This is a genomic window from Leifsonia sp. Leaf336, assembly GCF_001423695.1.
Classification (GTDB): domain Bacteria; phylum Actinomycetota; class Actinomycetes; order Actinomycetales; family Microbacteriaceae; genus Leifsonia.
In genome coordinates, this window is record NZ_LMOZ01000001.1 from 656,609 (window position 1) to 671,298 (window position 14,690).

11 protein-coding genes are annotated in these 14,690 nt (G+C 69.8%); 9 read left to right on the top strand and 2 right to left on the bottom strand.

All coding sequences use genetic code 11. The annotated features are described in order from the left end of the window. The first annotated feature begins 3 nt into the window (after positions 1-3). Both ASF88_RS03190 and ASF88_RS03195 read left to right on the top strand, forming a co-directional pair. Positions 4-2,523 carry an ATP-dependent helicase gene (locus tag ASF88_RS03190; RefSeq protein ID WP_055914115.1) on the top strand — a complete coding sequence of 840 codons (2,520 nt, stop codon included), beginning with the start codon at positions 4-6 and terminating at the stop codon, positions 2,521-2,523. 17 nt (positions 2,524-2,540) lie between these two features. Further along, a complete protein-coding gene (locus ASF88_RS03195; RefSeq protein ID WP_055916608.1) occupies positions 2,541-3,560 on the top strand; it encodes an FUSC family protein in 1,020 nt (339 codons plus the stop codon). On the opposite strand, the gene ASF88_RS03200 is transcribed toward ASF88_RS03195, so the two are convergent. Continuing rightward, positions 3,557-4,351, bottom strand: a complete 795-nt coding sequence (locus ASF88_RS03200; protein WP_055914118.1) for an oxygenase MpaB family protein — start codon at positions 4,349-4,351, stop codon at positions 3,557-3,559. The two genes, ASF88_RS03195 and ASF88_RS03200, sit on opposite strands and share 4 nt — an antisense overlap. A 42-nt stretch (positions 4,352-4,393) precedes the next feature. Further along, entirely contained in the window at positions 4,394-5,860 is a 1,467-nt protein-coding gene (locus ASF88_RS03205; RefSeq protein WP_055914121.1) for a hypothetical protein, read from the bottom strand. 234 nt (positions 5,861-6,094) lie between these two features. Between ASF88_RS03205 and sucC the strand changes: the two genes are divergently transcribed. The 7 genes from sucC to purH all read left to right on the top strand — a co-directional run bounded on the left by sucC (position 6,095) and on the right by purH (position 14,649). Beyond that, entirely contained in the window at positions 6,095-7,258 is a 1,164-nt protein-coding gene (sucC, locus tag ASF88_RS03210) for an ADP-forming succinate--CoA ligase subunit beta (RefSeq protein WP_055914124.1), read from the top strand. A gap of 18 nt (positions 7,259-7,276) precedes the next feature. After that, positions 7,277-8,164: a succinate--CoA ligase subunit alpha gene (gene sucD / locus ASF88_RS03215; RefSeq protein WP_055914127.1), complete on the top strand. Its 888-nt coding sequence runs from the start codon at positions 7,277-7,279 to the stop codon at positions 8,162-8,164. Between the two features lie 147 nt (positions 8,165-8,311). Further along, positions 8,312-9,697, top strand: a complete 1,386-nt coding sequence (locus tag ASF88_RS03220) for a hypothetical protein (protein ID WP_055914130.1) — start codon at positions 8,312-8,314, stop codon at positions 9,695-9,697. A gap of 114 nt (positions 9,698-9,811) precedes the next feature. Continuing rightward, positions 9,812-11,128 (top strand): cell division protein PerM, encoded by a 1,317-nt coding sequence (locus ASF88_RS03225; protein ID WP_055914133.1) that lies wholly within the window; start codon positions 9,812-9,814, stop codon positions 11,126-11,128. After that, positions 11,125-12,447 (top strand): threonine/serine ThrE exporter family protein, encoded by a 1,323-nt coding sequence (locus tag ASF88_RS03230; RefSeq protein WP_082518722.1) that lies wholly within the window; start codon positions 11,125-11,127, stop codon positions 12,445-12,447. The genes ASF88_RS03225 and ASF88_RS03230 overlap by 4 nt, the downstream gene beginning before the upstream one ends. Before the next feature lie 31 nt (positions 12,448-12,478). Continuing rightward, positions 12,479-13,072: a phosphoribosylglycinamide formyltransferase gene (gene purN, locus ASF88_RS03235; RefSeq protein WP_055914135.1), complete on the top strand. Its 594-nt coding sequence runs from the start codon at positions 12,479-12,481 to the stop codon at positions 13,070-13,072. Beyond that, entirely contained in the window at positions 13,069-14,649 is a 1,581-nt protein-coding gene (gene purH, locus ASF88_RS03240; RefSeq protein ID WP_055914138.1) for a bifunctional phosphoribosylaminoimidazolecarboxamide formyltransferase/IMP cyclohydrolase, read from the top strand. Before purN ends, purH begins: the two co-directional genes overlap by 4 nt. Positions 14,650-14,690 lie beyond the last annotated feature (41 nt).

Here is a 14,690-nt window from a genome sequence, read left to right on the forward strand (position 1 = left end):
GACATGACGAGCCTTCCCGACGCCCCACCTCCCACCTCCGCCGCACCCTCCTCCGTGCCGATCATCCTCGACGGCTGGGAGGGCGACGAGCGGTCCGGTGGCGGCTCGGCGACCGGCGGAGCGGGCAGCCGCAGCGGCCGCGGGCCGTCCGACCGGCTGTTCGCGGGGCTCAACCCCCAGCAGCGCGAGGCTGCGGAGTACCGGGGTGCGGCCCTGCTCATCGTGGCGGGTGCGGGGTCGGGCAAGACGAGCGTGCTCACCCGACGTATCGCCGGTCTCATCGAGAGCCGCGAGGCGTGGCCGAGCGAGATCCTTGCGATCACGTTCACCAACAAAGCCGCCAACGAGATGCGCGAGCGGGTCGAGCAGCTCCTGGGAGGTCGCGCGCAGGGAATGTGGATCTCGACGTTCCACTCGGCGTGCGTGCGCATCCTCCGTCGCGAGGCCGAGACGATCGGCAAGACCCAGAGCTTCACGATCTACGACTCGGGCGACACACGAGCCCTGCTCAAGCGGATCATCAAGGAGCTCGACGCCGACACCCTGGGCTTCACCGTGGCGGGCACGGCGGGTCGCATCTCCAAGCTCAAGAACGAGCTCACCGACATCGAGACGTTCGCGCGCTCGGCCAACCTGAGCGACCCGCAGGAGGTGATGTTCCTCGAGATCTTCCGGCAGTACACGCGCGCCCTCCGGCGTGCGAACGCGTTCGACTTCGACGACCTCATCGCCGAGACGGTGTTCCTGTTCCGGGCCTTCCCCAAGGTGGCGGCGCTGTATCAGACGCGATTCCGGCACATCCTGGTCGACGAATACCAGGACACCAACCACGCCCAGTACTCCCTCATCCGCGAGCTGACGATGCCGGTCGCACCCGACATCGCGGAGGAGATGGAGCAGCACGGCCGCAACGTCAGCAAGCTGCGCGATGTCGTCGGCGCCATCCCGGGCGCCTCGCTCACGGTCGTCGGCGACTCCGATCAGTCGATCTACGCGTTCCGCGGAGCGGACATCCGCAACATCGTCGAGTTCGAGCGCGACTTCCCCGGCGCCAAGGTGGTGCTGCTGGAGCAGAACTACCGTTCGACGCAGAACATCCTGAGCGCCGCCAACGCCGTGATCGCCAACAACTTCGACCGCAAAGACAAGAAACTGTGGACCGCGGTCGGGGATGGCGACAAGATCGTCGGCTACACCGGATACTCGGGCCACGACGAGGCGCAGTTCGTCGCCGACGAGATCGAGAAGCTCCACGCTGCCGGCATGGACTACAAAGACATCGCCGTGTTCTACCGCACCAACGCTCAGACCCGCGCGCTGGAGGAGATCTTCATCCGGTCGGCCCTGCCGTACAAGGTGATGGGCGGCACCAAGTTCTACGAGCGTGCCGAGATCAAGGACGCCATGGCGTACCTGATCACGGTCGCCAACCCCGACGACACCCTCGCGCTGCGCCGCATCCTCAACACTCCGAAGCGGGGCATCGGGCCGGCCACCGAGACCCAGCTGGCGAGCTATGCGGAGGACAACGGGTTCACCTTCCGCGACGCGATGCGCGATGCCGGCTCGCTCGGGCTCGGCCCCAAGGTCACCGGAGCCATCCTCCAGCTCTCCACGATGCTCGACGAGGCGGCGGCGAAGATCGACCCCGCCAACCCGGCCGGCGTCTCGCCCGTGGCCGATGTCCTCACCTTCCTGCTCGACAGCAGCGGCTATCTCGAGGTGCTCCGCAACAGTCGCGACCCTCAAGACGAGGCGCGCGCTGAGAACGTCGACGAGCTCGTCGCGGTGACCCGCGAGTTCGCGCGGAACAACCCGGACGGCACGCTCGTGGACTTCCTCACCGAGGTGTCGCTCGTCGCGGCGGCCGACGAGATCGACGACTCGAGCGGCTCGGTGTCGCTGATGACCCTCCACACGGCTAAGGGTCTCGAGTACGACGCGGTGTTCCTCACCGGCATCGAGGAGGACCTCCTCCCGCACCGGATGTCGGCGAACGAGCCGGGAGGCCCCGCCGAGGAGCGGCGGCTGTTCTACGTCGGCATCACCCGCGCGAAGAAGCGGCTCTTCCTGTCGCTGGCGATGACGCGTGCGCAGTTCGGAGAGACGGCCGTCGCGATGCCCAGCCGCTACCTCCAGGAGATCCCTGCCGATCTGATCGATTGGAAGCAGTCTCCCGGCGCCGCCAACGGCCGGGGCGGCTCGCAGTCGCGCGCCCTCAACGCGCGCCGGCCGGGTCTCGGCGGTGGCACCGCCGGCCGTTGGAACGAGAGTTATCCCGTGGGTGGCAGCGCGCCTGCCGAGCGCCCGAAGGCCGAGTGGCCGAACCGGGTGACCGGGAAGGTGCGCGATAACGGCGACCTCGAGCTGGCCCCCGGCGACCGTATCCGTCACGCGGACTTCGGCGAGGGGAGGGTCACGAACGTGACCGGCGAGGGAGCGAAGCGCGTCGCGCACGTGCAGTTCGAGAAAGTAGGGGCGAAGAAGCTCCTCATCAAGATCGCGCCGATCGACAAGCTGTGAGGGAGCGGCTCGCCACGATGAGTGTCGAGGTCGGCTTCCGTGCGGCCGCGGCGGTCGCGGTGCCACTGCTCATCCTCTTGGCCGTCGGACGCCTGGAGCTCGCCGCGTACGCGACGTTCGGGGCGTTCACGGCGCTGTACGGCCGCAATGAGCCGTACAGGCTGCGGTTGCGCAGCGTGTCGATCGCGGCGGTGGCGATGCTGGTGAGCATCTCCCTCGGAGTGCTCGTCGCCGTCGCGGGCGAGCCGCTGTGGCTCGTGACCGTTCTGCTCGTGCTCATCGTCGTCGCCGGCACGCTGCTCGCGACCGCGTTCCAGCTCCTGCCGACCCAGCCGCTGTTCTTCGTGTTCGCGCTCCTCGTGTGTGCGGCCGTGCCGACGACCGCACAGGACGCCCTCCCGCGCATCGGGCTGGCGGCCGCCGTCGCCGCGTTCTCGTGGGTGCTCACCCTGTCCGGTTGGGCGGTGCGACGCTGGGCGGGCGATCGTGCTGCCACGACCGGCGCGGTGCTCCTCAAGAAGCTCCACCGTCGCCCTGGCATCGACACGACCGTGTTCCGCGACGGGCGCGTCTGGCTCACGGCGGCGCAGAACGTCGTCGGAGTCCTGATCGCGGGAGGAGTGGCGCTGTCGCTCGGGCTGGGCCACGCGTACTGGGCGGTGGTGAGTCTCGTCGCGGTCATCCCGCCGGCGCGGGCGGCGCACTCGATCTCGCGCTCGCTCCACCGGATTCTCGGCACGATCGGCGGCGTCGGTGTGGCCGCGGCCGTCCTGTTCTGGTCTCCTCCGCCTGTCGTCGTGATCCTCGTGATCGTCGTGTGCCAGTTCTTCGCCGAGATGCTGGTCGGGCGCCACTACGGCTACGCCCTTCTCTTCATCACGCCGATGGCGCTCGCCGTCTCCCACCTCGCGGCGCCGGCCCCACTCGGGACACTGGTCATGGACCGGATCATCGAGACCGTTCTGGGCGCCGGCGTAGGAATCGCGCTGGTGCTGATCGCTCGCATGATCGAACGGTCTCGTCGCCTCCCCGGCTAAGAACGCCGCTCCAGCCGACGCAGATACATGTCCCGCGGCCGATGCCGGAGCGCGGCGGGCAGACGCGGATAGACTGCCGCGGCCCAGCTCATGCGCCGCTCGAACCGCCTCTCGACAGCCGGGTCCCACGGCAACCCGAACTGCTCCCGGACGCAGGCGGGCAGTAACCCGGTTGTGACGAGCCGGCTCGCCGGAAGGACGCCCCGGAGCACGACCGGCATGCCGTTCGGACGGAGGATCTGCTCGGCGAGCGCGCGCGTCGTACTGGTCACGACCAACTGCGGGAGCATCTCGTCCCAGTATTTCTGGAACCCTGCGACGTCGCTCGGCCAGGCCTCCTGTCTCAGCTGGAGGTTCAGCCCGAGCCGTTGGAAGTCCTGGTACACCTGTTCGCGCGACGCGTCGGCGAGCGGGCCGTAGACACGCTCGTTCAGCTCGATCATGGTCGCGTAGAGCGTCGAGGAGACCCAGAGCTGCAGCTCGGGAGCGAATGCGTTGTAAGCGGGGAGATCGCCGCTTCGGGAGGCCCGCACCGGTCGGTGGGCACGGTCGACCTGTCGGCGGACCCGGTCGAACGCCTCGGGCGACCCGTACACAGAGGCGTAGACGAAGGTCATGGTCGCGTGGAACCTGTCCATGAGCCGGGAGGCGAAGTCGCTGTGCTCGGCCACGCCGCGTCCGATTGCCGGGTGGGCGATCTGCAGCAGCAACGCCCGGCCGGCGCCGGCGAGGGAGAGCGCCTCGCCGGCGATCGACCGGAGATCGGAATGCCGCGCTGGTGGGACGGCCATGCCCCCATGATCCACCCGACAGGCCCGACCGCGCGGCTGCGATCATCGTCGTACGCCTCGACGGTCGGCGCGGTGCGCTCCTCGGCGGGTGGAGCGAGCGATCAGCGCCGACACGATCCCGAGCCCGACCAGAGTCGCTGCGAACGCCGCGGGGCCGGCCTCGACGCTACCTCCGGTCGCCGCGAGTTGCGCGGGTGCGACCTCGGCCGGTGCCGAGGCCATGGTCATCTCCGAGGCGATGCCGAAGTCCGACTGCCAGGGGCGGATCCGCTCTCCGCCCGCGTCCGGGTCCATCGAAGTGGGATCGATACGTTCCGTCCAGACGTAGTGCCCCGCGGCGGGCAGCGTGCACTCCGGAGTGTCGTACTCGCCCGTGCCGTTCACGGCCGTCTCGACGACGCACACCACCGGGGAGCCCTCCGGGATCGTGTCGGATTGCACGATCGGGTCGCCGAACGGACCGTGGAGAGTGCTCTCGACGACCGCCTCCACCGGCTCGAAACCATCGTCGGTCGCACGCACGCCCCAGGACGGCAGCAGTCCGTCCGTCGTGTCGACGCTCACGGTGAGGCGGTCGTGGATGAGGGCGCCGGGCACCGCTTCGGGAGCGCTGGTCACCGTCGCGACCAGCGGCTGGAACGGAAGGGGGGACGGCCCCGTGGCTGTGGCCTCCGCTCGCGCCTCTGCAGTGGCGAACACGGCGATGAGCACGGACTGCGCATCGTCGTGCGGCACCGCGACCAGCATCCGGTCCCCGTACGGGAGTGCGGAGAGTTCCGCGCGCGCCGTCACCGTCACGCTGGTATCGACGCCCGTCGGTGTGATCTCGATGTCGGTGCCGGTCGGGACCTCCGCGGTCGTGGTGCCGTCGCTGAAGACGGCTCCGTCGAGCGTCACCCGGGCCAGATGGGTTCCGGGGGCGACGAGTTCGGGGCCCGACGGACGCTCGACGGTGAGTTCGACGCGCAGCCGGCCCGGCCCGGTCTCGGCCAGCTCGACGACGGCATCCGCCCGAACCGCGTTGGATCCCAGTCGAGCGGCTTCATCCACCATCTCGTACGCGCGGGCGAGGACGCGTGCGGCGTCGGCTCCCGCGCGCGACGCGACCTCCTCGGGGGTGTGCCCGTTCAGGCCGGCGACGAGCCAGGTGGCGATCTGGCCGGCCGCTGCGGTCAGCTGATCGCCGGTGCCGGCCCAGGTGCGCGAGATGTACGCGAGCGAGGCGGCCTGCGGCGGCGTGTACCACCCGAGCGCTGCGGCCTCGGCGTAGTCGAGACCGTGGCCGGTCGGGCTCGGTTTTCCGGCGTTGAGGCAGAATCCCTGCTCCCCGTCGTCCATGCGGTACGTGCCGAGCCACCAGCCGTCGCTCGACAGGTAGCCCGGTCCGTGTCCGGCGCCTGTGAGCGCTCGGGCTTCGGGCGCGACGACGAGGGCCTGCAGGATGCCGAGGAAGACGGCGAGGCCGGCGAGTGCGAAGGCGGTCACGAAGGTCGATATGCGATGTGTCATGCCCTCCACGCTCGCCGTCGCGGACCCGATGCGCGCCGGTCACGACGGGATCAGTGGAGTACTCGCCTGCGCGTTCTGTTGTGGAGGACAAACCGATTCGGGCTGTTCAGTCGAACGCGCTAAAGTTCTCACTGGCGAATTTATCTCGGCGTCGAGCTATTCTCCCGCCGGACCGCCCAGGAGATATCAGCCGGAGCGTCACGAGCGCGCCGGGCATCAGCGGATTGGATAACCGTGGATCTATTCGAGTACCAGGCCAGAGACCTGTTTGAGAAGTACGGCGTCCCGGTCCTTCCGGGCATCGTCGCCGACACTCCGGAGGAGGTCCGCGCGGCCGCCGAGAAGCTGGGCGGCGTCACCGTCGTCAAGGCGCAGGTCAAGGTCGGAGGCCGTGGCAAGGCGGGCGGCGTCAAGGTCGCCAAGACGCCGGACGACGCGGAGGCGGCCGCGAAGGCCATTCTCGGCCTGGACATCAAGGGGCACGTCGTGCGTCGGGTCATGGTCGCCGGCGGCGCCCGTATCGCCCGCGAGTTCTACTTCTCGGTGCTGCTCGACCGGGCCAACCGCTCCTACCTGTCGCTGACCAGCGTCGAGGGCGGCATGGAGATCGAACAGCTCGCGGTCGAGAAGCCGGAGGCGCTCGCCCGCATCGAGGTCGACCCGCGCGGCGGCCTCGACGCCGCCAAGGCCGTCGAGATCGCCAAGGCGGCCGGCTTCCCCGACGAGCTGGTGGACAAGGTCGCCGACGTCTTCGTGAAGCTCTACGAGGTCTACACCGGCGAGGACGCCACGCTCGTCGAGGTCAACCCGCTCGTCCTCACCGAGGAGGGCGACATCATCGCGCTCGACGGCAAGGTCACGCTCGACGAGAACGCCGGGTTCCGTCACCCCGACCACGAGGCCCTCGAGGACGCGGACGCCGCGGACCCGCTGGAGGCCAAGGCCAAGAAGGCCGACCTCAACTACGTCAAGCTCGACGGCCAGGTCGGCATCATCGGCAACGGCGCGGGTCTGGTCATGTCCACGCTCGACGTCGTCTCCTACGCGGGCGAGAAGCACAAGGGCGTCAAGCCGGCGAACTTCCTCGACATCGGCGGCGGCGCGTCGGCCGAGGTCATGGCGGCCGGTCTCGACGTCATCCTGAACGACCCGCAGGTCAAGAGCGTCTTCGTCAACGTCTTCGGCGGCATCACCGCCTGCGACGCGGTCGCGAACGGCATCGTCAAGGCGCTGGAGATCCTCGGCGACGAGGCGAACAAGCCGCTGGTCGTGCGTCTCGACGGCAACAAGGTCGAAGAGGGCCGCCGCATCCTCACCGAGGCGAACCACCCGCTGGTGACCCTCGCACTCACCATGGACGAAGGCGCCGACAAGGCCGCCGAGCTGGCCTCGAAGTAAGCAAGGACGAATCAGAGAATGTCTATCTTCCTCAACAAGGACTCCAAGGTCATCGTCCAGGGCATCACCGGCGGCGAGGGCACCAAGCACACCGCGCTGATGCTGAAGGCCGGCACGCAGGTCGTCGGCGGAGTGAACGCCCGCAAGGCCGGCACCACGGTGACGCACGGCGACGTCGAGCTCCCGGTGTTCGGCACCGTCGTCGAGGCGATCGAGAAGACCGGCGCCGATGTGTCGATCATCTTCGTGCCGCCGGCGTTCGCGAAGGACGCCATGGTGGAGGCGATCGACGCCGAGATCCCGCTCCTGGTGGTCATCACCGAGGGCATCCCGGTGCAAGACTCCGCCGAGGCGTGGGCTTACGCCAAGGAGAAGGGCAACAAGACCCGCATCATCGGTCCGAACTGCCCCGGCATCATCACGCCCGGTGAGTCCCTCGTCGGGATCACCCCGGCCACGATCACCGGCAAGGGCCCGATCGGACTGGTCTCCAAGTCGGGCACCCTGACCTACCAGATGATGTACGAGCTGCGCGACCTGGGCTTCTCGACCGCCATCGGCATCGGCGGCGACCCGATCATCGGAACCACGCACATCGACGCGCTCGCCGCCTTCGAGGCCGACCCCGAGACCAAGGCGATCGTCATGATCGGCGAGATCGGCGGTGACGCCGAGGAGCGTGCTGCGGACTTCATCAAGGCCAACGTCACCAAGCCGGTCGTCGGCTACGTGGCCGGCTTCACCGCGCCCGAGGGCAAGACCATGGGCCACGCGGGCGCGATCGTCTCCGGCTCGGCCGGCACGGCGCAGGCCAAGAAGGAGGCGCTGGAGGCCGCGGGCGTGAAGGTCGGCAAGACCCCGTCCGAGACCGCCGAACTGCTCCGCGAGGTGTACGCCGCGCTGTAATCCACGGCTCCCGATGGTCGCGCAGGGCCGGACTCCTCCACGGGGTCCGGCCCTTCGCCATTCGTCCACCGCCTCGTTTCCGGGCCTGCCCGCGCCACCTGCGCCGGCGTTACAGTGAGCCATCACCGCCCGGAGGGGGATGCGCCGATGCCCAAGATGACGAATGCCGAGCTCGCCCGGCGGGTCGCTGCGCTCGAAGCCGAGAACACCGCGCTGAGGAGCCGGCTCGACGAGAACGGGACCGAACCGCTCCCCGAGACCGCGGTCGTCGTCGAACCGAAGCACAAGCGCGGCTGGGGCTGGACGCTGCTGGCCGTCGTCCTCATCGTGATCGGCGCGATCCTCGCGCCTGTCGCTGTCGTCGCCTCCTGGGCGAAAGTACAGCTGACGGACACCGACACGTTCGTCGCCACCTACGCGCCGCTCGCGGACGACCCGGGAGTGCAGGCGTACGTGACCGACGAGGCGGTCAAGGTCATCCAGGAGCACGTCGACATCCCGCGACTCACCTCCCAGGTGATCGACGGCATCACCGGCCTCGGCACCGGTCCCGTGGCCACGAAGGCGTTGGAGGCGCTCAAAGCGCCGCTCGCGCAGGGCATCGTGTCGTTGATCCAGACCACGGTCGGCCGGTTCGTGTCCTCCGACGCGTTCGCACAGGTCTGGCAGGATGCCCTCCGCGCGAGCCATACCCAGCTGGTCGCGACGATGCAGGGCGACCCGAAGGCGGCGATCGCGGTCGGCGCGGACGGCTCCGTCGGCGTCCAGCTCGGTCCGATCATCGACCGGGTCAAACAGCTTCTCGAAGACCAGGGTCTCTCATTCGCGTCGCAGATCCCGACGATCGACAAGACGATCACGGTGGCGCAGAACTCGTCGATCCCGACGCTTCAGGTGTTCTACAACCTGGCCATCGTCGCGGGGGCCTGGCTGCCCTGGGTCTCGCTCGGCCTCCTTGCGCTGGGCGTGATCGTCGCCCGTCGCCGTTCGCTGGCCCTGATCGGCGCGGCCTGCGCTCTGGGGGTCGCGATGATCGTGGTGGTCGCGGGGATCAGCATCGGTCAGATCGTCTTCATCGCCTCGGCCTCCCCGTCCTTGGTCCCTGCCGGAGTCGCGACGACGCTGTACACCACCGTCTCGACAGCGATGAAGGACACCGGCGTCGCCGTGCTGGTCCTCGCGATCGTCGTTGCGGTCGTCGCCTGGTACGCGGGACCCTTCGGAGTCCCTCGACGTCTCCGTGGTTTCTTCGGCTCCGGTGTCACGTGGGTGCGGGAGGCCGCGGAACGTCACGGCATCACGACCGGCCGGGTGGGCGAGTGGATCTACGCCCAGCGGGTGCTGCTCCGCAGTGCCGTCGCCGTGATCGCAGCCGCCGTCGTGCTCTTCGTGCGCCCGCTCACTCCGGCGCTGATCATCTGGACCCTGGTGATCGCCGCCGTGGTGATCGCGATTCTGGAGCTCGTGCAGCGACCGGTGATCACCCTCCCGGAGAACGCCGACGACGACACGCCTGTGATGACCGTGTCGTGAGCGCGCCGGTGACGACATCGCCCCGGCGGAGTCGGTGCGAAGCCTCCGGAGTCGCCGGGGCTCCGAAGTGTCGACCCGGCAGGCGCCCCCGCGACCGGTAGGCTCCATCCGGTCATGAATCGCACAACCGTCGCCCTGCTCGCCGCGCTGGAGGCGGCCATCGTCGCGGCGGTCGGCATCGGTATCTGCGTGGTCCCGCTCACGGTTCTCTGGGCGGCGCAATACCACCTGACCGGGGATTTCGCCGTCGTCTGGAAGGCTGCTGCCGACATCTGGCTGGTGGGGCACGGCGTCAACCTGACGGTGGCGCTCGATCCGCAGACCGTCGGGTCGCTCGGGCTGCCCACAGCCGCGGCTCCGTTCCAGGTGACGATCGCACTTCTGGGGTTCGCGGCCCTCACCGCCGGCCTCGGTGTCCGCACCGGTCTGCGCGCCGCGGAGACGCCGTTCCGCAGCGCTGGCGCACTCTCGGCGCTCGCCGTGTTCCTCGTGGTGTCCGTGCTGGTGACGCTGACCGCGGGAAGCGCGGTGGTGACGCCGTCGGTGTGGCAGGGCGTGGTGCTGCCGCCGTTCGTGTACGCCCTGGGCATCGGGATCGGTTTCGCGTTCGCGACTCTCCGGGAGAGGGAGGCGCGGACGTCCTCCCGAGCGGGCGACAGAGCGGCTGACAGGGCGGGCGACAGAGCCGTCGACAGAGCCGCCGACCGCCCCGACGGCACCTCCACCGAATCGCACGGAGGCGCTGCTCCTGTCGCTCTCGCCGTGCGCGCCCGGGTGGGCGCACTGCCGGTGCCGGTTCGCGCCGGTGTGCTCGGCGCGGTCCGGGCCGGCAGCGCGGCGACGGCCATCGTCGTCGGGCTCTCCGCGCTCATCCTCGCGCTGCTGATCTTCGGCAACTACGGCGCGATCATCAGCCTCTACGAGCAGCTGCAGACGGGCGTCGCGGGCGGCGTGGCCCTCACGATCGCGCAGCTGGCGTTCCTGCCCAACCTGGTGATCTGGCTCATGTCGTGGCTCGTCGGCCCGGGCTTCGCGATCGGGACCGGCTCAGCCGTGAGCGCGATCGGCACCGCGCTCGGGCCGCTGCCGGGTGTGCCGCTCTTCGGCGTCATCCCGGCCCACGGCTACACCTTCGGTCTCGTCGGCGTGCTCGTGCCGCTGCTCGCAGGCTTCCTCGCCGCCGCTCTACTGCGCGCCACGAGGAAGACGCAGGTGGACGGCGTCCTCGCCCTGCTGCTCACGGCGGCGGGGATCGGCGTGGTGGCGGGCATCCAACTCGGCCTCCTCGCCTGGTGGTCGTCGGGAGCCCTCGGCCCCGGTCGCCTGCACGACGTCGGCCCGAACCCGTGGCTGGTCGGCGCCTTCGCGGCGGTGGAGGTCGCCGTCGCGGCGATCATCGGGCTGATGGCCGGAGGTCGCGCCCGACGATGAGAGCGCCACGGCCGCGACTCCACCTGCCGAGGTTCACCCTCCGACGCAGGTCGACCGAGGTCGAGCAGCTCGTCGAGAGCCCCTCCGCGCAGCTGCAGGAGTTCCTCGTACGGCTGGGCAGCGCGCTCCTCGCGATCGGAACCGCGTCGCGCGACATCCAGGGGACGCTCAAGCGCGTCGCGACCGCGCTCGGGTCGCCCCGGGCGACGCTGATCGTGTTCCCCACCCTGATCTTCGTCGGGCTGCCGGGTGAGGCGCAGACGCGCTTCGACGTCGCGGAGGCCTCCGGCGGCGAGGTGCGTTTCGACCGCGCCGCCCACGTCTATGCCGTGGTCGACCGCGCGCTTGCGGGCACGATCACCGCGGTCGAGGGCATCGAGGCGCTCCAGGCGATCGCCGACGCCCGGCCGCGTTTCAACCGGCTGGTGCGGATCATCGGCCACGGCTTCGCCTCGGCGGGCGTCGCGCTCGTACTCCTCGGTGCCGAGACGACGAGCATGCTCTACGCCTTCGCGCTCGGGATGCTGGTCGGTGCTGCGAAGCTGTTCGTGCGCCCAGGAACCTACGCCGCGATCCTGCTGCCCGTCGCCACCGCGTTCGCGCTGTCGCTGATCGTCTTCCTGCTCGGACGCACCGTGCTGATCGACGAGCCGCTGCAGGTGCTCGTCCCTCCGCTCGTCACGCTGCTGCCCGGCGCCGTGCTGACCACCGGGATCCAGGAGCTGGCGGCGGGCGACATGGTCGCGGGCTCCAGTCGTCTGGTCTCCGGCATCGCCCAGCTGGGCTTCCTCGCCATCGGGATCCTCGCCGCCATGACGATCACCGGCGTTCCCGCCTCCACGGCGCTGCTGTCGACCCAGCCGCCGCTCGGCGCGTTCCAGCCGTGGCTGGGCGTCCTGCTGTTCTCCGTCGGCATCTTCCTCTACTACTGCGGGCCGAGGCGCTCGCTCTACTTCCTCACGCTCGTGCTGCTGGTCGCCTACGGAGGTCAGCTCGTTGGGGCGCTGATCATGGGCAACGTCTTCAGCGGCTTCTTCGGTGCATTCGCGCTCACGGTGCTCGCGTACCTCGTCCAATCAGTGCGCGGGGCGCCGCCGGCCGTCGTCTGCTTCCTCCCCGCGTTCTGGCTGCTCGTGCCGGGTGCGACGGGGCTGATCCGCCTGACGCAGACGGCGACGGGTGTGGACTTCGACGCCGGCAGTATCCCGAACGTGCTCGGCTCCATCGTCTCGATCGCGCTCGGCGTGCTGGTGGGGACCGCGCTCTACCGTCAGCTCTACACGATCGCCCCGTCGCGCTGGGGGCTGCGGCTGGTCTGAGGCGACACGCCCATATGGGTAGGCTTGTCGCGTGCTCTCGATTGTCGTGCTGATCTCCGGCGGTGGCTCGAATCTGCGCGCTCTGCTCGAGGCGGCGTCCGACGCCGAGTTCCCTGCCAGGGTGGTCGCGGTCGGCGCCGACCGGGAGGCCGACGGGTTCGATCACGCCGAGGAGTTCGGCATCCCGTCGTTCACGGTGCCGTTCACGTCGTACGACAGCCGCGAGGAGTGGGGCGACGCCCTGCTCGAGCAGATCCGGCTCTGGGAGCCCGACCTCGTCATCCTGTCCGGTTTCATGCGCCTGGTGCCGCCGCGCGTCGTGCAGGCGTTCTCGCCCAACCTCATCAACACGCACCCCGCCTATCTGCCGGAGTTCCCCGGCGCGCACGGCGTCCGCGACGCCCTGGCCGCCGGCGCCACCCAGACCGGCGCCAGCCTCATCGTGGTCGACGACGGCGTCGATGCCGGGCCGGTCATCAGCCAGGAGCGCGTCCCGATCGTGCCGGGCGACACCGAGGCCAGCCTGCACGAACGCATCAAACCCGTGGAGCGGCGCCTCCTGATCGACGCCGTCCTCGACATCGCCAACGGACACATCGACCTCAAGGAGCTCTCCCGAGTATGAGCGGACCCCGTCACGACGCCAGCCTCTACCGCGAACGGGACGTCGTCCCGATCCGCCGCGCGCTGATCTCGGTCAGCGACAAGACGGGCCTCCTCGAACTCGCAGCGACACTGGCGGAGGCCGGAGTCGAGATCGTGTCGACGGGGTCCACCGCGCAGACCATCCGCGACGCCGGGCACGCGGTGACCGACGTCGCGTCGGTGACGGGCTTCCCGGAGTCGCTCGACGGGCGGGTCAAGACGCTGCACCCGGCCATCCACTCCGGCCTGCTCGCCGACCTGCGGCTGGCCTCCCACGAGGAGCAGCTGAAAGACCTCGGGATCGAGCCGTTCGAGCTCGTCGTCGTCAACCTCTACCCGTTCGTCGAGACGGTCGCGTCCGGCGCGGTCGGCAACGACGTCGTCGAGCAGATCGACATCGGAGGGCCGGCCATGGTGCGCGCGTCGGCGAAGAACCATGCCAACGTCGCCATCGTCGTCTCGCCAGACGACTATGCGGAGGTCGCGGCCGCGATCGCCGCCGGCGGCACCACCTTCGACCAGCGCCGCGCGCTCGCCGCGAAGGCGTTCGCCCACACCGCCTCCTACGACGGAGCCGTCGCCGCGTGGTTCGCGGGGGAGGCGCCGTCGACGGACGACTTCGCCGAGCGCTTCGAGGTGCGGGCCGAACTGAAGCAGACCCTCCGCTACGGCGAGAACTCGCACCAGGCCGCCGCGCTCTATGCCGACCCGGCCGGGCGAGGCATCGCGCAGGCGACCCAGCTCGGCGGCAAGGAGATGTCGTACAACAACTACGTGGACGCCGACGCCGCCCTCCGCAGCGCCTACGACTTCGCCGAGCCGGCCGTCGCGATCATCAAGCACGCCAACCCGTGCGGCATCGCGGTCGCCGACGACATCGCCGACGCGCACCGCAAGGCGCACGAGTGCGACCCGGTGTCGGCGTACGGCGGCGTCATCGCGGCGAACCGCACGGTGACGCTCGCGATGGCCGAGACGGTCAAGGGCATCTTCACCGAGGTCCTCATCGCGCCGGGCTTCGAGCCGGAGGCGTTGGAGCTGCTGCAGACGAAGAAGAACCTCCGCATTCTGCAGCTGCCGGAGGACTACGCGCGCGCCACGACCGAGTTCCGCCAGATCTCCGGCGGCGTGCTCGTGCAAGACAGCGACCGGTTCGACGAGTTCGACTCCAGCGGCTGGACGCTCGTCTCGGGCGAGGAGGCCGACGCGGCCACCCGCGCCGACCTCGAGTTCGCCTGGAAGGCGTGCCGCGCGGTCAAGTCCAACGCGATCCTGCTCGCCAAGGGCGGCGCGTCCGTCGGCGTCGGCATGGGCCAGGTGAACCGGGTCGACTCGTGCAACCTGGCGGTCAGCCGCGCGGGGGAGCGCGCGGCGGGATCGGTCGCGGCCTCCGACGCGTTCTTCCCGTTCGCCGACGGCCCTGAGATCCTCATCGCCGCCGGCGTCTCCGCGATCGTGCAGCCGGGAGGCTCCATCCGCGATGAGGACGTCATCGCGGCCGCGAAGGCCGCGGGCGTCACGATGTACTTCACCGGAGAGCGCCACTTCTTCCACTGAGCCGCCTGCTCATCCGGGCGCTGCGTTGCATCCCCTCGCGG

Coding starts and splice junctions, on each gene's coding strand:
- ASF88_RS03205 (WP_055914121.1), bottom strand. CDS start 5,860: ATGACACATCGCATATCGACCTTCGTGACCGCCTTCGCACTCGCCGGC.
- ASF88_RS03230 (WP_082518722.1), top strand. CDS start 11,125: ATGAGAGCGCCACGGCCGCGACTCCACCTGCCGAGGTTCACCCTCCGA.
- purH (WP_055914138.1), top strand. CDS start 13,069: ATGAGCGGACCCCGTCACGACGCCAGCCTCTACCGCGAACGGGACGTC.
- sucD (WP_055914127.1), top strand. CDS start 7,277: ATGTCTATCTTCCTCAACAAGGACTCCAAGGTCATCGTCCAGGGCATC.
- ASF88_RS03200 (WP_055914118.1), bottom strand. CDS start 4,351: ATGGCCGTCCCACCAGCGCGGCATTCCGATCTCCGGTCGATCGCCGGC.
- ASF88_RS03225 (WP_055914133.1), top strand. CDS start 9,812: ATGAATCGCACAACCGTCGCCCTGCTCGCCGCGCTGGAGGCGGCCATC.
- ASF88_RS03195 (WP_055916608.1), top strand. CDS start 2,541: ATGAGTGTCGAGGTCGGCTTCCGTGCGGCCGCGGCGGTCGCGGTGCCA.
- ASF88_RS03220 (WP_055914130.1), top strand. CDS start 8,312: ATGCCCAAGATGACGAATGCCGAGCTCGCCCGGCGGGTCGCTGCGCTC.
- ASF88_RS03190 (WP_055914115.1), top strand. CDS start 4: ATGACGAGCCTTCCCGACGCCCCACCTCCCACCTCCGCCGCACCCTCC.